The sequence below is a fragment of the Pseudomonas sp. A-R-19 genome (genome assembly GCF_019956575.1).
Taxonomy (GTDB): Bacteria; Pseudomonadota; Gammaproteobacteria; order Pseudomonadales; family Pseudomonadaceae; genus Aquipseudomonas.
The window spans coordinates 1-15,107 of record NZ_JAHBDR010000092.1 but is presented as its reverse complement, the minus strand read 5'-3'; the positions used below and the strand labels follow the sequence as shown (position 1 = coordinate 15,107).

Below are 15,107 nucleotides of genomic sequence, written 5' to 3'. Positions count from 1 at the left end.
TGGGGCAGGGCTTACTTCTTGTCGCGAATCGAGAAGTTCGCCATGTGTTCCAGACCCTTGATCAGCGCCGAGTGGTCCCAGTTGCTGCCACCGATGGCCGCGCAGGTGCTGAACACTTGTTGGGTGTTGGCGGTGTTCGGCAGGTTGATGTTCAGCTCCTTGGCGCCTTGCAGGGCCAGGTTCAGGTCCTTCTGGTGCAGGCTGATGCGGAAACCCGGATCGAAGGTGCCCTTGATCATGCGCTCGCCGTGCACTTCGAGGATCTTCGAGGACGCGAAGCCGCCCATCAGTGCTTCACGCACCTTGGCTGGATCGGCACCGTTTTTCGCAGCGAACAGCAGGGCTTCGGCCACGGCCTGGATGTTCAGGGCCACGATGATCTGGTTGGCCACCTTGGCGGTCTGACCGTCGCCGTTGCCACCGACCAGGGTGATGTTCTTGCCCATGGCCTGGAACAGCGGCAGGGCGCGTTCGAATGCGTCGGCATCGCCGCCGACCATGATGCTCAGGGTCGCGGCCTTGGCGCCGACTTCACCGCCGGATACCGGGGCGTCGAGGTACTGCGCGCCTTTTTCGTTGATTTTGGCCGCGAAAGCCTTGGTGGCGGTCGGCGAGATCGAGCTCATGTCGATCACTACTTTGCCTTTGCCAACACCGGCAGCAATGCCATCGGCACGGAACAGCACGTCATCGACCTGCGGGGTATCCGGCACCATGACGATGATGAATTCGGCTTCCTGGGCGACTTCTTTCGGGTTCGCCAGGGCGACGGCGCCACCGGCAACCAGGTCGGCAGGGGCGGCGTCGTGGTGCGCCGACAGGAACAGGCTGTGACCGGCTTTCTGCAGGTTCAACGCCATTGGGTGGCCCATGATGCCGGTGCCGATAAATCCGATTTTAGCCATGAGAAAATCCTCGTTGTATTTGTTTTTGTAGGAGCCGGCTTGCTGGCGATCCAGGCGATGTGGACTGTCTGATACACCGTGGTGATTCCATCGCCAGCAAGCCGGCTCCTACACAGGGATTTGTGTTAGATCGCGTTATGGGTTTTCAACCAGCCCAGGCCCGCTTCAGTGGTGGTCAGCGGCTTGTATTCGCAACCGACCCAGCCCTGGTAACCGATGCGGTCCAGGTGTTCGAACAGGAAGCGGTAGTTGATTTCACCGGTACCTGGTTCGTTGCGCCCCGGGTTGTCCGCGAGCTGCACATGGTTGATCTCGCCCAGGTGCGATTGCAGGGTGCGGGCCAGATCGCCTTCCATGATTTGCATGTGGTAGATGTCGTATTGCAGGAACAGGTTGGCGCTGCCGACCTGCTCGCGAATCGACAGGGCTTGCGCCGTGTTGTTCAGGTAGAAGCCCGGAATGTCTCGGGTGTTGATCGCTTCCATCACCAGCTTGATGCCCGCCGCTTGCAGCTTGTCGGCCGCGTACTTGAGGTTGGCGACGAAGGTTTTCTCCACGGTGGCATCGTCAAAGCCCTGCGGACGAATACCGGCCAGGCAGTTGACCTGGGTGTTGCCCAGTACTTGCGCGTAAGCGATAGCCAGGTCGACACCGGCACGGAACTCTTCGACCCGGTCCGGCAGGCACGCGATACCGCGCTCGCCCTTGGCCCAGTCACCGGCCGGCAGGTTGAACAGCACTTGGGTCAGACCGTTGGCGTCGAGTGTGGCCTTGATTTCGGCGGAGCTGAAGTCGTACGGGAACAGGTATTCGACACCACTGAAGCCGGCCTTGGCGGCCGCTTCGAAACGGGCGAGAAAGTCCTGTTCGGTGAACAGCATGGACAGGTTGGCTGCGAAACGCGGCATGGTGGTCTCCCGTGAATTTGTGAGGCCCCCTGTAGGAGCCGGCTGCTGGCGATGGCGTTGTGTCAGTCACATCAATGTCGATTGATACACCGCTATCGCCAGCAAGCCGGCTCCTGCAAGGGACGCGGTCAGCAGTTAATCGAGCAACGAAATCGCAGTCGGTGCGTCGTTGCCGACCAGCGCCAGGTCTTCGAATTCGTTGACGGCGTTGATCTCGGTGCCCATGGAAATGTTGGTCACGCGCTCCAGGATGATCTCGACGATCACCGGCACCTTGAACTCTTCGATCAGTTCCTGGGCCTTGCGCAGGGCAGGCTGGATCTGACTCGGTTCAAACACACGCAGCGCCTTGCAACCGAGGCCTTCGGCCACTGCAACGTGGTCGACACCGTAACCGTTGAGTTCCGGCGCGTTGAGGTTGTCGAAGGACAGCTGTACGCAGTAGTCCATGTCGAAACCGCGCTGTGCCTGACGGATCAGACCCAGGTACGAGTTGTTCACCACGACGTGGATGTACGGCAGCTTGAACTGCGCGCCCACCGCCAATTCCTCGATCATGAACTGGAAGTCATAGTCTCCCGACAGGGCCACGACTTTACGGTCCGGATCAGCCTTGACCACGCCCAGCGCTGCCGGAATGGTCCAACCCAACGGGCCGGCCTGGCCGCAGTTGATCCAGTGACGCGGCTTGTAGACGTGCAGGAACTGCGCGCCGGCAATCTGCGACAGACCGATGGTGCTGACGTAGCAGGTGTCTTTGCCGAACACCTGGTTCATTTCTTCGTAAACGCGTTGCGGCTTGACCGGCACGTTGTCGAAGTGAGTCTTGCGCTGCAGGCTGGCTTTACGCTGCTGGCAGTCTTGCAGCCAGGCGCTGCGGTTCTTCAGCTTGCCGGCGGCCTGCCATTCGCGAGCGACTTCGATGAACACGGTCAGCGCGGCAGCGGCGTCGGAAACGATGCCCAGGTCCGGGGTGAACACGCGGCCGATCTGAGTGCCTTCGATGTCGACGTGAATGAATTTGCGGCCTTCGGTGTACACGTCAACGGAACCGGTGTGACGGTTGGCCCAACGGTTACCGATGCCCAGTACCACGTCGGATTTCAGCATGGTCGCGTTGCCGTAGCGGTGCGACGTCTGCAAGCCAACCATGCCCACCATCAGTGGGTGATCGTCCGGGATGGTGCCCCAGCCCATCAGGGTCGGGATAACCGGAATGCCGGTCAGCTCGGCGAACTCCACCAACAGATCGCTGGCGTCGGCATTGATGATGCCGCCACCGGCTACCAGCAATGGGCGCTCAGCCTGATCCAGCAAGGCCAGGGCCTTCTCGACCTGGATGCGGCTAGCGGTCGGCTTGGCCAACGGCAGCGGCTGGTAGGCGTCGATGTCGAATTCGATCTCGGCCATCTGCACGTCGAACGGCAGGTCGATCAGCACTGGACCTGGACGACCGGAGCGCATTTCAAAGAAAGCTTTCTGGAACGCGTAAGGCACTTGGCCCGGCTCCAGGACAGTGGTTGCCCACTTGGTGACGGGCTTGACGATGCTGGTGATGTCGACAGCCTGGAAGTCTTCCTTGTGCATACGGGCGCGGGGTGCCTGGCCGGTAATGCAGAGGATTGGAATCGAGTCGGCCGAGGCGCTGTAGAGCCCGGTGACCATGTCGGTGCCGGCAGGGCCGGAAGTCCCGATGCACACGCCGATGTTGCCAGCCTTGGTGCGGGTGTAGCCCTCGGCCATGTGCGAGGCGCCTTCAACGTGGCGAGCGAGTACGTGATCGATGCCGCCGACTTTTTGCAGGGCGTTGTACAGCGGGTTGATGGCTGCACCCGGGATGCCAAAAGCGGTATCAACCCCTTCACGGCGCATCACCAGAACGGCGGCTTCGATTGCTCTCATTTTGCTCATGGTTTTGTGCCTCTTTACGTTTTGTAATTGTATACAAGTGGCTTTGCGCAGAGTGTATTCACGGCGGACGGCGCAGGTCAATCCATTTTCTCAAGCGCTTGTTTCATTCGTCGGAAGCCAGTTCTACTGTGGCTTTTCGTCGCATGTGGCGCCTTTCGAGAATTATTGTATACAAAAAAATAATTCATTGTGTTCTATTTGTTGCATCGGGCTGCGGCACAACGGCGCAGCCCAACGACTTTCCGAAAAACAAAATGAGGACGGCACCATGAGCGCTTTAACCTTGAAAGTCGCAGTCAACCTGGTCGACGAGGCCATCAGCGCAGGGCGGGCAATTTCCGCGGCGCCCTTGACCATTGCGGTACTGGATGCCGGCGGGCATCTGATCACCCTGCAACGCGAAGACGGTGCCAGCCTGCTGCGCCCGCACGTCGCCATCGGCAAAGCCTGGGGCGCCATCGCGCTGGGCAAGGGGTCTCGCCTGCTGGCACTGGACGCCCAGCAACGCCCGGCGTTCATCGCCGCGTTGAACAGCCTGGGGCAGGGCAGCGTCGTGCCGGCACCGGGTGGTGTGCTGGTTCGCGATCAGGACGGGAATGTGCTGGGGGCGGTGGGGATCAGCGGCGATCTGTCGGATGTTGACGAGCAGTGCGCGATCAATGCCATCGAGGCGCTGGGGTTGGTGGCGGATGCGGGGGTAGCGGCTTGATTTGTAGCGCCTGAACCAAAGCCATCGCGAGCAGGCTCACTCCTACAGGATTTGTGGTCGGACACAAAATTGTCTGAATGCCTCAACCCCTGTAGGAGTGAGCCTGCTCGCGATAGCTATCTTCCAGACACATCGAGACAGTAGTTTGCCCACCCACTTGAATCCACAGAGCTAGGCTTCTCATGACTTGTTCATGGGGGGCAAAGGAATGCCGGATTCACCAGCTGCATACCGATTGCGAGTCGGGCGCTATGCCGAAGCCAGTCGAATTTATCTGTTAACCACCAACACACTTCACAGGACCCCGGTTTTCAAGGATTTCACCTTGGGCAGGATGGTCGTCGATCAATTTCGAAATGCACAGAATCTAGGCTTTGCGAACTCGTTGGCCTGGGTGGTCATGCCTGATCATTTTCATTGGTTGATTGAGTTGCAGAAGGGGTCTTTGAGTGAGCTGATGCAGAAAACCAAGTCGATGAGTACTAAAGCCGTGAAGCAGTCTACCGGTCGAACCACCGGTCTCTGGCAGAGAGGATTTCATGATCGGGCATTGCGGCGGGAGGAGGATTTGGTGAAATTGGCTCGATATGTAGTAGCCAACCCGTTGCGGGCTGGGCTGGTGGAAAAGCTTGGCGACTATCCGTTGTGGGATGCCGTTTGGGTTTGAGCTGAAATCGAGTTGTCTTCATCGCGAGCAGGCTCACTCCTACAGGGAATTGCATTCCAAATGTAGGAGTGAGCCTGCTCGCGATTGGTAGCGCCGCTGTCCATCAACCCGCCTCACACCCCTTGAGCACCAACCGGATAATCGTCTGCGCCGCCGCTTCATAATCCTCTTCATCCAGCTTGGCCTTGCCGGTGATGGCCGTGATCTGCCAGTCGAAGTCGGCGTAGGTCTGGGTCGCGGCCCAGATGCTGAACATCAGGTGGTTGGGGTCGATAGGGGCGATTTGCCCGCGGTCGATCCAGGTCTGGATGCACTCGATGTTGTGCTTGGCCTGGCCATTGAGCTGTTCGACCAGGTCGCGGCTCAGGTGGGGCGCGCCGTGCATGATTTCGCTGGCGAACACCTTGGAGGCGAAGGGCAGGTCGCGGGAGATGCGGATTTTCGAGCGAATGTAGCCGCTGAGCACTTCACCGGGCTCGCCGTCCGGATTGAATGGCGTCGAAGCCTGCAGGATTGGCTCGATGATGCTTTCCAGGACCTCGCGGTAGAGGTTTTCCTTGGATTTGAAGTAGTAGTAGACGTTGGGCTTGGGCAATCCCGCCTTGGCTGCGATATCACTGGTTTTGGTCGCAGCGAAGCCCTTGTCGGCGAACTCCTCACTGGCGGCACGCAGGATCAATTGTTTGTTGCGCTCGCGGATAGTGCTCATAAACCCGGTGATTCCTTGCCTGTTCTGGCGGTTGCGCATGGTATCACCGGCCTCGCGCGGCGCTCAAGAATGCACCGCAGCCCGTGATGGCGCGCTATGCTGCTGCGCATTCATTGCAGAAGGAAAACCGATTCATGGCAGGAAGCAGTTTGCTGGTGCTGATTGACGACATTGCCGCCGTACTGGACGACGTGTCGTTGATGACCAAAATGGCCGCCAAGAAAACCGCCGGCGTACTCGGTGACGATCTGGCACTCAATGCCCAGCAAGTCAGCGGCGTGCGGGCCGAGCGGGAAATCCCGGTGGTCTGGGCGGTTGCCAAGGGTTCGTTCATCAATAAATTGATCCTGGTGCCGTCGGCGCTGGCGATCAGTGCGTTCGTTCCGTGGCTGGTCACGCCGCTGTTGATGGTCGGCGGTGCCTATCTGTGCTTCGAAGGCTTTGAAAAGCTCGCCCACAAGTTCCTGCACAGCAAGGCTGAGGACGCCGCCGAGCATGCGCAGTTGGTCGAGGCTGTGGCTGACCCTGCCACTGATCTGGTGGCGTTTGAAAAGGACAAGATCAAAGGCGCGATCCGCACTGACTTCATTCTTTCGGCAGAAATCATCGCCATCACCCTCGGTACCGTGGCCGGTGCGCCATTGAGCCAGCAAGTCATTGTGCTGTCGGGGATCGCAATCGTCATGACTGTCGGCGTCTATGGCCTGGTAGCGGGTATCGTCAAGCTGGATGACCTTGGGCTCTGGCTGACGCAGAAACCCGGGCAGATGGCGAAAAGCATCGGTGGCGCCATCCTGCGTGCTGCGCCGTACATGATGAAAAGCCTGTCGGTGATTGGCACGGCGGCGATGTTTCTGGTCGGCGGCGGCATCCTGACCCACGGCGTGCCGGTGGTGCATCACTGGATCGAAAGTGTTGGCGCGGCGGCCGGCAGTGGCGGATTTATCGTGCCGGTGTTGCTCAATGGCGTGGCGGGGATTGTCGCAGGCGCGGTGGTGTTGGTGGGGGTCATGGCGGCCAGCAAGATCTGGAAAGCCCTGAAAGGCTGAAGGCAACACATAACAAATGTGGGAGCGGGCTTGCTCGTGAAGAGGTCGTGTCAGTCACCAAAAAGGTTGTCTGGCACATCGCTTTCGTCGGAACGCCGCCCGGAGCAAGCCCGCTCCCACATTGATTTACAGCTGCCGAAATTACTCGGCTATCTGCAATTTGCGCGCTTCGGTGTACACGTAGCGCACTTTCTCGTACTCGAACGGCGAGTTCATCTGGCCATAGCGGAAGCTGGTCTGGTTGCGCTTGTCGATGCCGCGCAGGATCCAGACTTCCGGATGGTTGGAGCTGACTTCGGCCACGTTGAGGAAGTTGATCGCATTCTCGGCCGTGTAATCCACCAACAGGCCGCCGGTGTCACGCAGGTTCGACGGACCGAGGATCGGCAGGACGAAGTAAGCGCCGCCCGGCACGCCGTAGAAGCCCAGGGTCTGGCCGAAGTCTTCGCTCTGGCGTGGCAGGCCCATGGCGGTGGCCGGGTCCCACAGGCCGGCGATGCCGATGGTGGTGTTGAGCAGCAGGCGGCCGGTGGTTTCCAACGAGCGCTGGCCCTTGAGTTGCAGCAGGCTGTTCAACAGGTTCGGCACGTCGCCGAGGTTGTTGAAGAAGTTGCTGACACCGGTGCGCAGGAAGCTCGGGGTGACGTAGCGATAGCCATTGACCACCGGCAGGAACACCCATTGGTCGAAGCGGTAGTTGAAGTGATAGACGCGCCGGTTCCACTCTTCCAGCGGATCGTAGACGGCCAGTGCGCTGAGGGTCGAACGCTCGAACTCGCGCTGGTCCAGGCCCGGGTTGAACTTGAGCTTGCTCAGTGGTTCCTTGAAGCCGTCACTGTCGACCACCACGGGGGCGTTGGCTTTGCTGTTGTCGGCATGGGCGACGCCTGCACAGAGTAACGCTGCGAAAAGCAGGAGATATTTAGCCACGGAAGAACTCCAGCATGGCGTCGCTGTTGACGCGGTAGTTAATGTTGCCGCAGTGGCCACCGTGCGGGTAAACGGTCAGGCGATCACCGAAGGTCTTGCGCAGGAAGCCCAGGTCACCAGGGCCGAGGATGACGTCGTCGGCGTTGTGCATGACCGCGATTTTCGGGCTTTCGTGCAGGTAGTCCTTCAGTGCATACAGGCTCACCTGGTCGATCAGTTGCAGCAGGCTGCCGCCGTCGGTGCGGGCGCGCCACATCGGGATGACCTGTTCGGTGATGTAGCAATCGAAGTCGCATTGCAGCGCACGCTTGAGGAATGGCGTGAGGCTGGTGCCCTCGGTGATCGGGAATTTTGGAGGGGTGATCAGGCCGCGACGGTTGATCAGGTCCGAGGTGAAGGCAATGTCGGCCGCCGAAAAGCGGAACGACGTGCCGATCAGCATCGCCATCTGCTCGTTGGTCAGGTGCTGTTTGGACTGCTGGAAGTCGTAGAGCAGGGCGTCGTTGAGGTCGATATAACCTTTCTGCTGGAAGTAACGGGTCAGTTTGTTCAACACCAGTTCATAGAAGGTGGTGCTGTTGTTGATGCCCTTGACCTCGGTCTGGACCAGCTTGTCGAGGTTGCTGATCGAGGTGTACAGATTGACCGGCGGGTTGAGCAGCAGGACTTTCTTGAAGTTGAAGCTGCGGCGGGTTTCGTCCAGGTGCGCGACGAAAGCGGCATCCAGTGCACCCAGGCTGTACCCGGTCAGGTAGTAATCGGTGACCGGCAATTTCGGGTTCTGTGCCCGCACGGCCTGCATTACCCGATACAGGTCTTCGGCGTCTTCCTTGGACACGCCCGGCGTGGCGAAGCGTGATGCGGCGCTGATGAAGTCATAGCTGGTGGGCGATGACAGCTGCACCACGTGGTAGCCGGCCTTGTAATAGAGCTTTTTCAGGTATTCGTTCAGGGTGCTGTCGTAGCGCGCACCGGTACCGGCGATCAGGAAAATCAGCGGCGCGGCGTGATCCTGCGTGGCAATGAGGTAATTGAGTTTCTTCACCGCCCAGAAATTGTCCGGCAGCTCGAACGCCCGTTCCGGACGCAAGGTGACGCTGCGCACTGACTGATCGATGTCATCGTCCAGTGGCAACTCCGGACGCAGGTCCGGCGGCGTGGTCGCGATGGTCGCCTCGAACGGGTTGGTCAGGGGGTAGCCATAACTGGCGGCGTCAATGTCGGCCGCCAGTGCGGACGCACTCAATATAAGGCCGCCAAACAGGGCGGCGAAGCGCAAGGAACGGAGCATGACTAAATCCCTTAGAAGAAGGTGCCGGATGAATTTCGCAGGCTATGACCACCGGATATGCGCCTAAGTGCCAACCTACGGCACCAAACAGGCTTGATTTCGAAGTAATAGTAGCTGGACGATACACTTTGCGGCGATTGAATGACCAGCTAACAGTTGTTATCACTTGCGAAACGCTTTCTGGCGATTAAGCTGGCCGCCGTTTTTCGCCAATTGGAGTGTTTCATGTCTCGCCGCCTGCCCGTGATTTTGCTGCTTGTTTTGCTGCCTGTATGGCTGGCCGCCAGTTATGGCGCGCGTTATGGCTTCATGGAGGACGCGCAGTGGGTCGGCATTTGCGTGGATGAGGCAAATCGTTGGGAATGCCAGGTGCGTTCGAACCTGGGCTTGATGATTCACTTCGCGGTTTTGGGCTGGGCTGCGTTGGCGGCCGCAATCCTCGGCTTCGTGGTGCCGGGACGGGCAGGGTGGTGGCTGGCGGTGTTGGCGTTGGTGTTCGGGTTTCCGGCGTTGGCGTTGTACAACACGACGCTGGCGGTGTTTGCGGTGGTGATTGCGGGGTTGCGGTTGGTCAGGGGGTCTCGCGGCGTTTAAAAGTCCGTCTTCGCGAGCAAGCCCGCTCCCACATTTGATCCTTGTCGCACACAAACTTTGTGTTCACTGAAGATCTACTGTGGGAGCGGGCTTGCTCGCGAAGAGGCCAGTCAGGTCAATGCAAAATCAAGCCTTGCGAACCCGCAGGCAACGCCACAACGCCGCCACCATCAACCCGCTCACCAGCGCCCAGCCCCAGGCCTGCTGGTTCTGCAAACCTTCACGGAACAACTGCGGCGCAATGCCGGCACCGATGATGAAGGTCAGCAGGGCAATCTCGCGGCGCGGCACATTCACCGGGCGGCACAGATAAACCAGCGCCGGCACGATGAACGCGACACTCGGGAAGCTGCGATAACGCGGATCGAACACCAGTTCCAGCATCATCACTGCCGCCGCGAAACCTGCCGTGGCAACCAGCCAGCCCGCACGCTGTTCCAGCCAGTTGAAAATCCTTCCACGCCATCCACTACGCGGACTCAGCGTCAGTGCTGCATGGGCGAGCACCAGCAGATTCAACGCGGTCAGCAACCCGACCCATAGCCATTCACTGGTAAAGCGTGTGGTGACCCGTGCCAAGTCGCCCCAGGCACCCATCGAGCAGGCCGCCAGTGCGCCGAGCAGCGGCAGCACCAGCGCCGCGCGCGTCGTGCGAACCCGGCCGCCAAGCAGCAGGGTGCCGATAAAGATCAGGCCACCCACCGCCAGCCATTGCGACCAGTACGGTACGTTTGTCACGGGCCCGGCCAGCACGCCCTTGTCCTGGCGATCGGCATCGAACAGTCCCCAGTAACCACCGACCGCACCTTCACTGGCGCGTTTCCAGGGCTGGTCGAAGGCTTCGATCAGGTTGTAGTGCCAGCCATGTTGCTCGGCCATGGCGACAAAACCGCGAATGAACCTGGCTTCATTGACCCGGCTCGGCAGGGCGGTCTCGCGCTGGCGGCCTTCGCTGGGCCAGCCGGTTTCGCCGATCAGTACGTCCTTGGGCGCGAACTTGTTGCCGAACACCTGGCGTACTTCGGCGACATGTTGCAGGGCGGCGTCGATGTTCGACGGATCATCTTCCCAGTACGGCAGCAAGTGAATGGTCAGGAAATCCACGGCGGGGGCGATTTCCGGATGCTTGAGCCAGAATTCCCAGACGTCGGCATAGGTGACAGGCTGCTTGACCTGGCTCTTGACCTTGTTGATCAGCCTGGCCAATTGCGTGCCGGTGACTTCCTTGCGCAATAGGGTTTCGTTGCCGACGATTACCGCACTCACCACATCCGGGTTGGCATTGGCCGAGGCAATCAGCAGGTCGACTTCTTTTTCCGTGTCCACCGGGTTGCTGTTGACCCAGGCGCCGATCATCAGCTTCAAGCCATGCTTGCGCGCCAGATCCGGCAAGGCTTCGAGGCCGGTCATGGAATAGGTGCGGATGCATTCGAAGCTTTTTGACAGCAGCGCGAGGTCGGCGTCCATGCGCTCGGGACGCAGGTTGAATGGCACATCGAACGGCGATTGGTCTTTATCGAATGGGGTGTAGGAGGCGCATTGCAGCTTGTGCGTGGCGCTGGCGACATCCGGCAGAATCACCGGTTTACCGAGGCCGTACCAGAAGCCGCCAAGGGCAAACAGCCCCAGCAGGCACGCGAAAAGATAAGCAGCAAAAGGGAAGCGGGATGTCGCGGACATGGTCAGGCCGTGTGGGAGCAAAGCGGCGCATGTTACCTGCATTTACCCTGTGCTTGGTGGCCTGCATGATTTTGACATGCAAAGTTCGGGCGGAATTTCCGGTACGTTGGTCGCGCTTAAGATTAATGGCTTTCTGATGTCGTTTCTCGATGGCTTGAGGTCGCTGGCAGAGCAGGTCGCCAAGAGCGTCAGGTTGATGATCGGCGTGTCAGTACTCCGCTGATGTTCGCACGAGTTTGCGGTAAGGCGTGATGGGGGCGCTGTGCACCATAACAATACGTTTAAGCGACTCGGCATCCGTCGAGCGCAGCACTTTCGGGGAAGTAACGATGAAGATGCGACGACTCTTGGGCGCAGGTGCCGCTTTGGTGCTGGCGATCAGTGCTACCGTGGCCAGTGCCGCCGGAAAGGAAGTGACTCTCGGTTATGTCGACGGCTGGTCGGACAGTGTCGCCACGACCAACGTGGCCGCAGAAGTGATCAGACAGAAACTCGGTTATGACGTGAAGCTGCAAGCGGTCGCTACCGGGATCATGTGGCAAGGCGTGGCCACCGGCAAACTCGACGCCATGCTGTCGGCCTGGCTGCCAGTGACCCACGGTGATTACTGGGCGAAGAACAAGGATCAGGTCGTCGATTACGGCCCGAACTTCAAGGACGCGAAAATCGGCCTGATCGTGCCGGAGTACGTTAAAGCCAAGTCCATCGACGATCTGAAAACCGACGACAGCTTCAAGAATCGCATCGTCGGCATCGACGCCGGTTCAGGTGTGATGCTCAAGACTGATCAGGCCATCAAGGATTACGACCTGACCGGTTATCAACTAAAGGCCAGTTCCGGTGCCGGCATGATTGCGGAGCTGACCCGTGCCGAGAAGAAAAACGAATCCATCGCAGTGACCGGCTGGGTGCCGCACTGGATGTTCGCCAAGTGGAAACTGCGCTTCCTCGAAGACCCGAAAGGCGTATACGGCGCGGCTGAAACCGTGAACAGCATCGGCAGCAAAGGCCTGGAGGCCAAGGCGCCGGAAGTGGCCAAGTTCCTGAAGAACTTCCAGTGGGAATCCAAGGATGAAATCGGCCAGGTGATGCTGGCGATTCAGGACGGTGCCAAGCCTGAAACCGCGGCGAAGGATTGGGTCGCCAAACACCCTGAGCGTGTGGCTGACTGGACTAAATAACAGTCGCCTCGTTTTAACTTGTGGGAGCGGGCTTGCTCGCGAAGGCGGTGTAACAGACAACAGTAATGTTGACTGTTATGGCCCCTTCGCGAGCAAGCCCGCTCCCACAGTTGTTTATGGTGTGCTGGAAATTGGCGAATCTGTCATGTGGTTCTAAGACTAAGGTCGTCTGGAACCTGCCCCGCAGCCGCATAGAGTGGATACCGTTCCAACTAAATCTGTGCTGCGAGGATAAAAACAATGAACGACAGCATTTACCTCTCGATTCAAAACAGCCCGCGCTTCAAGGAGCTGGTTAGCAAGAGGGAACGATTCGCCTGGATTCTATCGGCGATCATGCTAGGGCTTTACTCCGGATTCATCCTTTTGATTGCTTACGGGCCGCATGTACTGGGGGCGAAAATCAGCCCTGAGTCCTCGATTACCTGGGGCATCCCGATTGGTGTCGGGCTGATTGTTTCGGCCTTCATCCTGACCGGCATCTACGTACGACGCGCCAACGGCGAATTCGACGACCTGAACAATGCGATTCTCAAGGAGGCTCAGCAATGATCCGGCGTCTAATGGCTCTTTTGAGCATCGCAGCATTCGCGCCTGGCGCCTGGGCCGCTGACGCCCTGACCGGCGCCGTGCAGAAGCAACCCCTCAACGTGTCCGCGATCCTGATGTTCGTCGCCTTCGTCGGCGCGACCCTGTGCATCACCTACTGGGCGTCCAAGAAAAACAAGTCGGCCTCCGACTACTACGCGGCGGGCGGCAAGATCACCGGTTTCCAGAACGGTCTGGCGATTGCCGGTGACTACATGTCGGCGGCGTCCTTCCTGGGTATTTCCGCGCTGGTGTTCACCTCCGGCTACGACGGCCTGATCTACTCGATCGGCTTCCTGGTGGGCTGGCCGATCATCCTGTTCCTGATCGCCGAGCGCCTGCGGAACCTGGGTAAATATACCTTTGCCGACGTGGCCTCCTATCGCCTCGGGCAAACCCAGATCCGCTCGCTGTCCGCCTGCGGTTCGCTGGTGGTGGTGGCGTTCTACCTGATCGCGCAAATGGTGGGTGCCGGCAAGCTGATCCAGCTGCTGTTCGGTCTCGATTACCACGTAGCGGTGATCCTGGTCGGTATCCTGATGTGCATGTACGTGTTGTTCGGCGGCATGCTGGCGACCACCTGGGTGCAGATCATCAAGGCTGTGCTGCTGCTGTCCGGCGCTTCTTTCATGGCGCTGATGGTGATGAAGCACGTCAACTTCGACTTCAACGCACTGTTCTCCGAGGCGATCAAGGTTCACCCTAAGGGTGAGGCGATCATGAGCCCGGGCGGCCTGGTGAAAGATCCAATCTCGGCGTTCTCCCTCGGCCTGGCGCTGATGTTCGGTACCGCTGGCCTGCCGCACATCCTGATGCGCTTCTTCACCGTGAGTGACGCAAAAGAAGCGCGCAAGAGCGTGCTGTACGCAACCGGCTTCATTGGTTACTTCTACATCCTGACCTTCATCATCGGCTTCGGCGCGATCCTGCTGGTCAGCACCAACCCGGCCTTCAAGGATGCGGCTGGCGCACTGTTGGGCGGTAACAACATGGCGGCGGTGCACCTGGCCAACGCGGTGGGTGGCAGTATCTTCCTGGGCTTCATCTCGGCGGTGGCGTTCGCGACCATTCTGGCAGTGGTTGCCGGTCTGACCCTGGCCGGTGCTTCGGCGGTGTCCCACGACCTGTACGCCAGCGTGATCAAGAAGGGCAAGGCCAACGAGAAGGATGAAATTCGCGTCTCGAAGATCACCACTATCGCCTTGGCGGTGCTGGCAATTGGTCTGGGTATCCTGTTCGAGAGCCAGAACATTGCGTTCATGGTAGGCCTGGCGTTCTCCATCGCGGCGAGCTGTAACTTCCCGGTGCTGCTGCTTTCCATGTACTGGAAGAAACTGACCACTCGCGGTGCGATGATTGGCGGCTGGATGGGCTTGATCAGTGCCGTTGGCTTGATGGTCCTTGGGCCAACCATCTGGGTGCAGATCCTGCATCACGAGAAGGCTATCTTCCCGTATGAGTATCCGGCGTTGTTCTCGATGTTGATTGCCTTTGTCGGGATCTGGTTCTTCTCGGTTACTGACAAGTCGACTGCGGCTGACAATGAGCGGGCGCTGTTCTTCCCGCAGTTTGTTCGTTCGCAGACTGGGTTGGGGGCGAGTGGGGCTGTTTCGCACTAAGGCTTCAGCGCTTCGCACTGACATTGAATGCCCCGGTCGAGAGATCGGGGCATTTTTTATTGGTCGATAACCGCCCCGTATTTGGCTGATGTGCGCGGTCTTGTAGGAGCTGGCTTGCCAGCGATGGCTATCTGACTGAGTACATATCCATTTCTGCGGTAACGGCGGCTTATGGTTTCGCCCTTACGGCGAGTCACTTTTTTACAAGCGCCTAAAAAAAGTAACCAAAAAAACGCTCGGGTATGACTCACCCACATAGGTAACAAAACAGTTCAAGCACATAGGTAACAGTCTTTAACTGGCACTGGTCGATTCCGAGGATCTGACCATGCCGTGGCGAGAGCTGAAACCTATGGACCTGAAAGT

Annotated in this window: 14 protein-coding genes; 7 read left to right on the top strand and 7 right to left on the bottom strand. The window is 59.1% G+C overall.

What is annotated here, in order from left to right; all coding sequences use genetic code 11:
- Positions 1 to 11: 11 nt before the first annotated feature.
- The 3 genes from KGA88_RS25640 to gcl form a co-directional block, all read right to left on the bottom strand.
- Positions 12 to 905, bottom strand: a complete 894-nt coding sequence (locus tag KGA88_RS25640; RefSeq protein ID WP_223595132.1) for a 2-hydroxy-3-oxopropionate reductase — start codon at positions 903 to 905, stop codon at positions 12 to 14.
- Positions 906 to 1,030: 125 nt separating this feature from the next.
- Positions 1,031 to 1,813 carry a hydroxypyruvate isomerase gene (gene hyi / locus KGA88_RS25635; protein WP_160388288.1) on the bottom strand — a complete coding sequence of 261 codons (783 nt, stop codon included), beginning with the start codon at positions 1,811 to 1,813 and terminating at the stop codon, positions 1,031 to 1,033.
- Positions 1,814 to 1,948: 135 nt separating this feature from the next.
- Positions 1,949 to 3,724 (bottom strand): glyoxylate carboligase, encoded by a 1,776-nt coding sequence (gcl, locus tag KGA88_RS25630; protein WP_223595122.1) that lies wholly within the window; start codon positions 3,722 to 3,724, stop codon positions 1,949 to 1,951.
- A gap of 268 nt (positions 3,725 to 3,992) precedes the next feature.
- Between gcl and KGA88_RS25625 the strand changes: the two genes are divergently transcribed.
- Positions 3,993 to 4,433 carry a GlcG/HbpS family heme-binding protein gene (locus tag KGA88_RS25625; RefSeq protein WP_110661306.1) on the top strand — a complete coding sequence of 147 codons (441 nt, stop codon included), beginning with the start codon at positions 3,993 to 3,995 and terminating at the stop codon, positions 4,431 to 4,433.
- 208 nt (positions 4,434 to 4,641) lie between these two features.
- Positions 4,642 to 5,100: an REP-associated tyrosine transposase gene (locus tag KGA88_RS25620; RefSeq protein ID WP_110661312.1), complete on the top strand. Its 459-nt coding sequence runs from the start codon at positions 4,642 to 4,644 to the stop codon at positions 5,098 to 5,100.
- Between the two features lie 103 nt (positions 5,101 to 5,203).
- Here KGA88_RS25620 and KGA88_RS25615 read toward each other — a convergent pair whose 3' ends face one another.
- Complete coding sequence (locus KGA88_RS25615) at positions 5,204 to 5,809, bottom strand: TetR/AcrR family transcriptional regulator (RefSeq protein ID WP_110661304.1); 606 nt, start codon at positions 5,807 to 5,809, stop codon at positions 5,204 to 5,206.
- A 134-nt stretch (positions 5,810 to 5,943) separates the two neighbouring features.
- Between KGA88_RS25615 and KGA88_RS25610 the strand changes: the two genes are divergently transcribed.
- Complete coding sequence (locus KGA88_RS25610; protein ID WP_223595120.1) at positions 5,944 to 6,858, top strand: DUF808 domain-containing protein; 915 nt, start codon at positions 5,944 to 5,946, stop codon at positions 6,856 to 6,858.
- A 141-nt stretch (positions 6,859 to 6,999) separates the two neighbouring features.
- Here KGA88_RS25610 and KGA88_RS25605 read toward each other — a convergent pair whose 3' ends face one another.
- Together KGA88_RS25605 and KGA88_RS25600 are read right to left on the bottom strand one after the other, a co-directional pair.
- Positions 7,000 to 7,788, bottom strand: coding sequence for a VacJ family lipoprotein (locus tag KGA88_RS25605; RefSeq protein ID WP_223595117.1), 789 nt, complete (start codon positions 7,786 to 7,788; stop codon positions 7,000 to 7,002).
- Positions 7,781 to 9,079: a serine/threonine protein kinase gene (locus KGA88_RS25600; RefSeq protein WP_110662764.1), complete on the bottom strand. Its 1,299-nt coding sequence runs from the start codon at positions 9,077 to 9,079 to the stop codon at positions 7,781 to 7,783. The genes KGA88_RS25605 and KGA88_RS25600 overlap by 8 nt, the downstream gene beginning before the upstream one ends.
- A gap of 225 nt (positions 9,080 to 9,304) precedes the next feature.
- On the opposite strand from KGA88_RS25600, the gene KGA88_RS25595 reads away from it, so the two are divergent.
- Positions 9,305 to 9,673: a hypothetical protein gene (locus KGA88_RS25595; protein WP_223595114.1), complete on the top strand. Its 369-nt coding sequence runs from the start codon at positions 9,305 to 9,307 to the stop codon at positions 9,671 to 9,673.
- A gap of 126 nt (positions 9,674 to 9,799) precedes the next feature.
- Here KGA88_RS25595 and KGA88_RS25590 read toward each other — a convergent pair whose 3' ends face one another.
- A complete protein-coding gene (locus KGA88_RS25590; RefSeq protein ID WP_223595112.1) occupies positions 9,800 to 11,395 on the bottom strand; it encodes a beta (1-6) glucans synthase in 1,596 nt (531 codons plus the stop codon).
- Positions 11,396 to 11,682: 287 nt separating this feature from the next.
- Here KGA88_RS25590 and KGA88_RS25585 point away from each other — a divergent pair, with 287 nt between their 5' ends.
- From KGA88_RS25585 to KGA88_RS25575, 3 genes are all read left to right on the top strand, one after another.
- Positions 11,683 to 12,534: a glycine betaine ABC transporter substrate-binding protein gene (locus KGA88_RS25585; RefSeq protein WP_223595110.1), complete on the top strand. Its 852-nt coding sequence runs from the start codon at positions 11,683 to 11,685 to the stop codon at positions 12,532 to 12,534.
- Between the two features lie 240 nt (positions 12,535 to 12,774).
- On the top strand, positions 12,775 to 13,086 hold the full coding sequence (locus KGA88_RS25580; protein WP_008061165.1) for a DUF485 domain-containing protein: 312 nt from the start codon (positions 12,775 to 12,777) through the stop codon (positions 13,084 to 13,086).
- Complete coding sequence (locus KGA88_RS25575) at positions 13,083 to 14,741, top strand: cation acetate symporter (RefSeq protein ID WP_223595108.1); 1,659 nt, start codon at positions 13,083 to 13,085, stop codon at positions 14,739 to 14,741. Before KGA88_RS25580 ends, KGA88_RS25575 begins: the two co-directional genes overlap by 4 nt.
- The last annotated feature ends 366 nt before the right edge of the window (positions 14,742 to 15,107 follow it).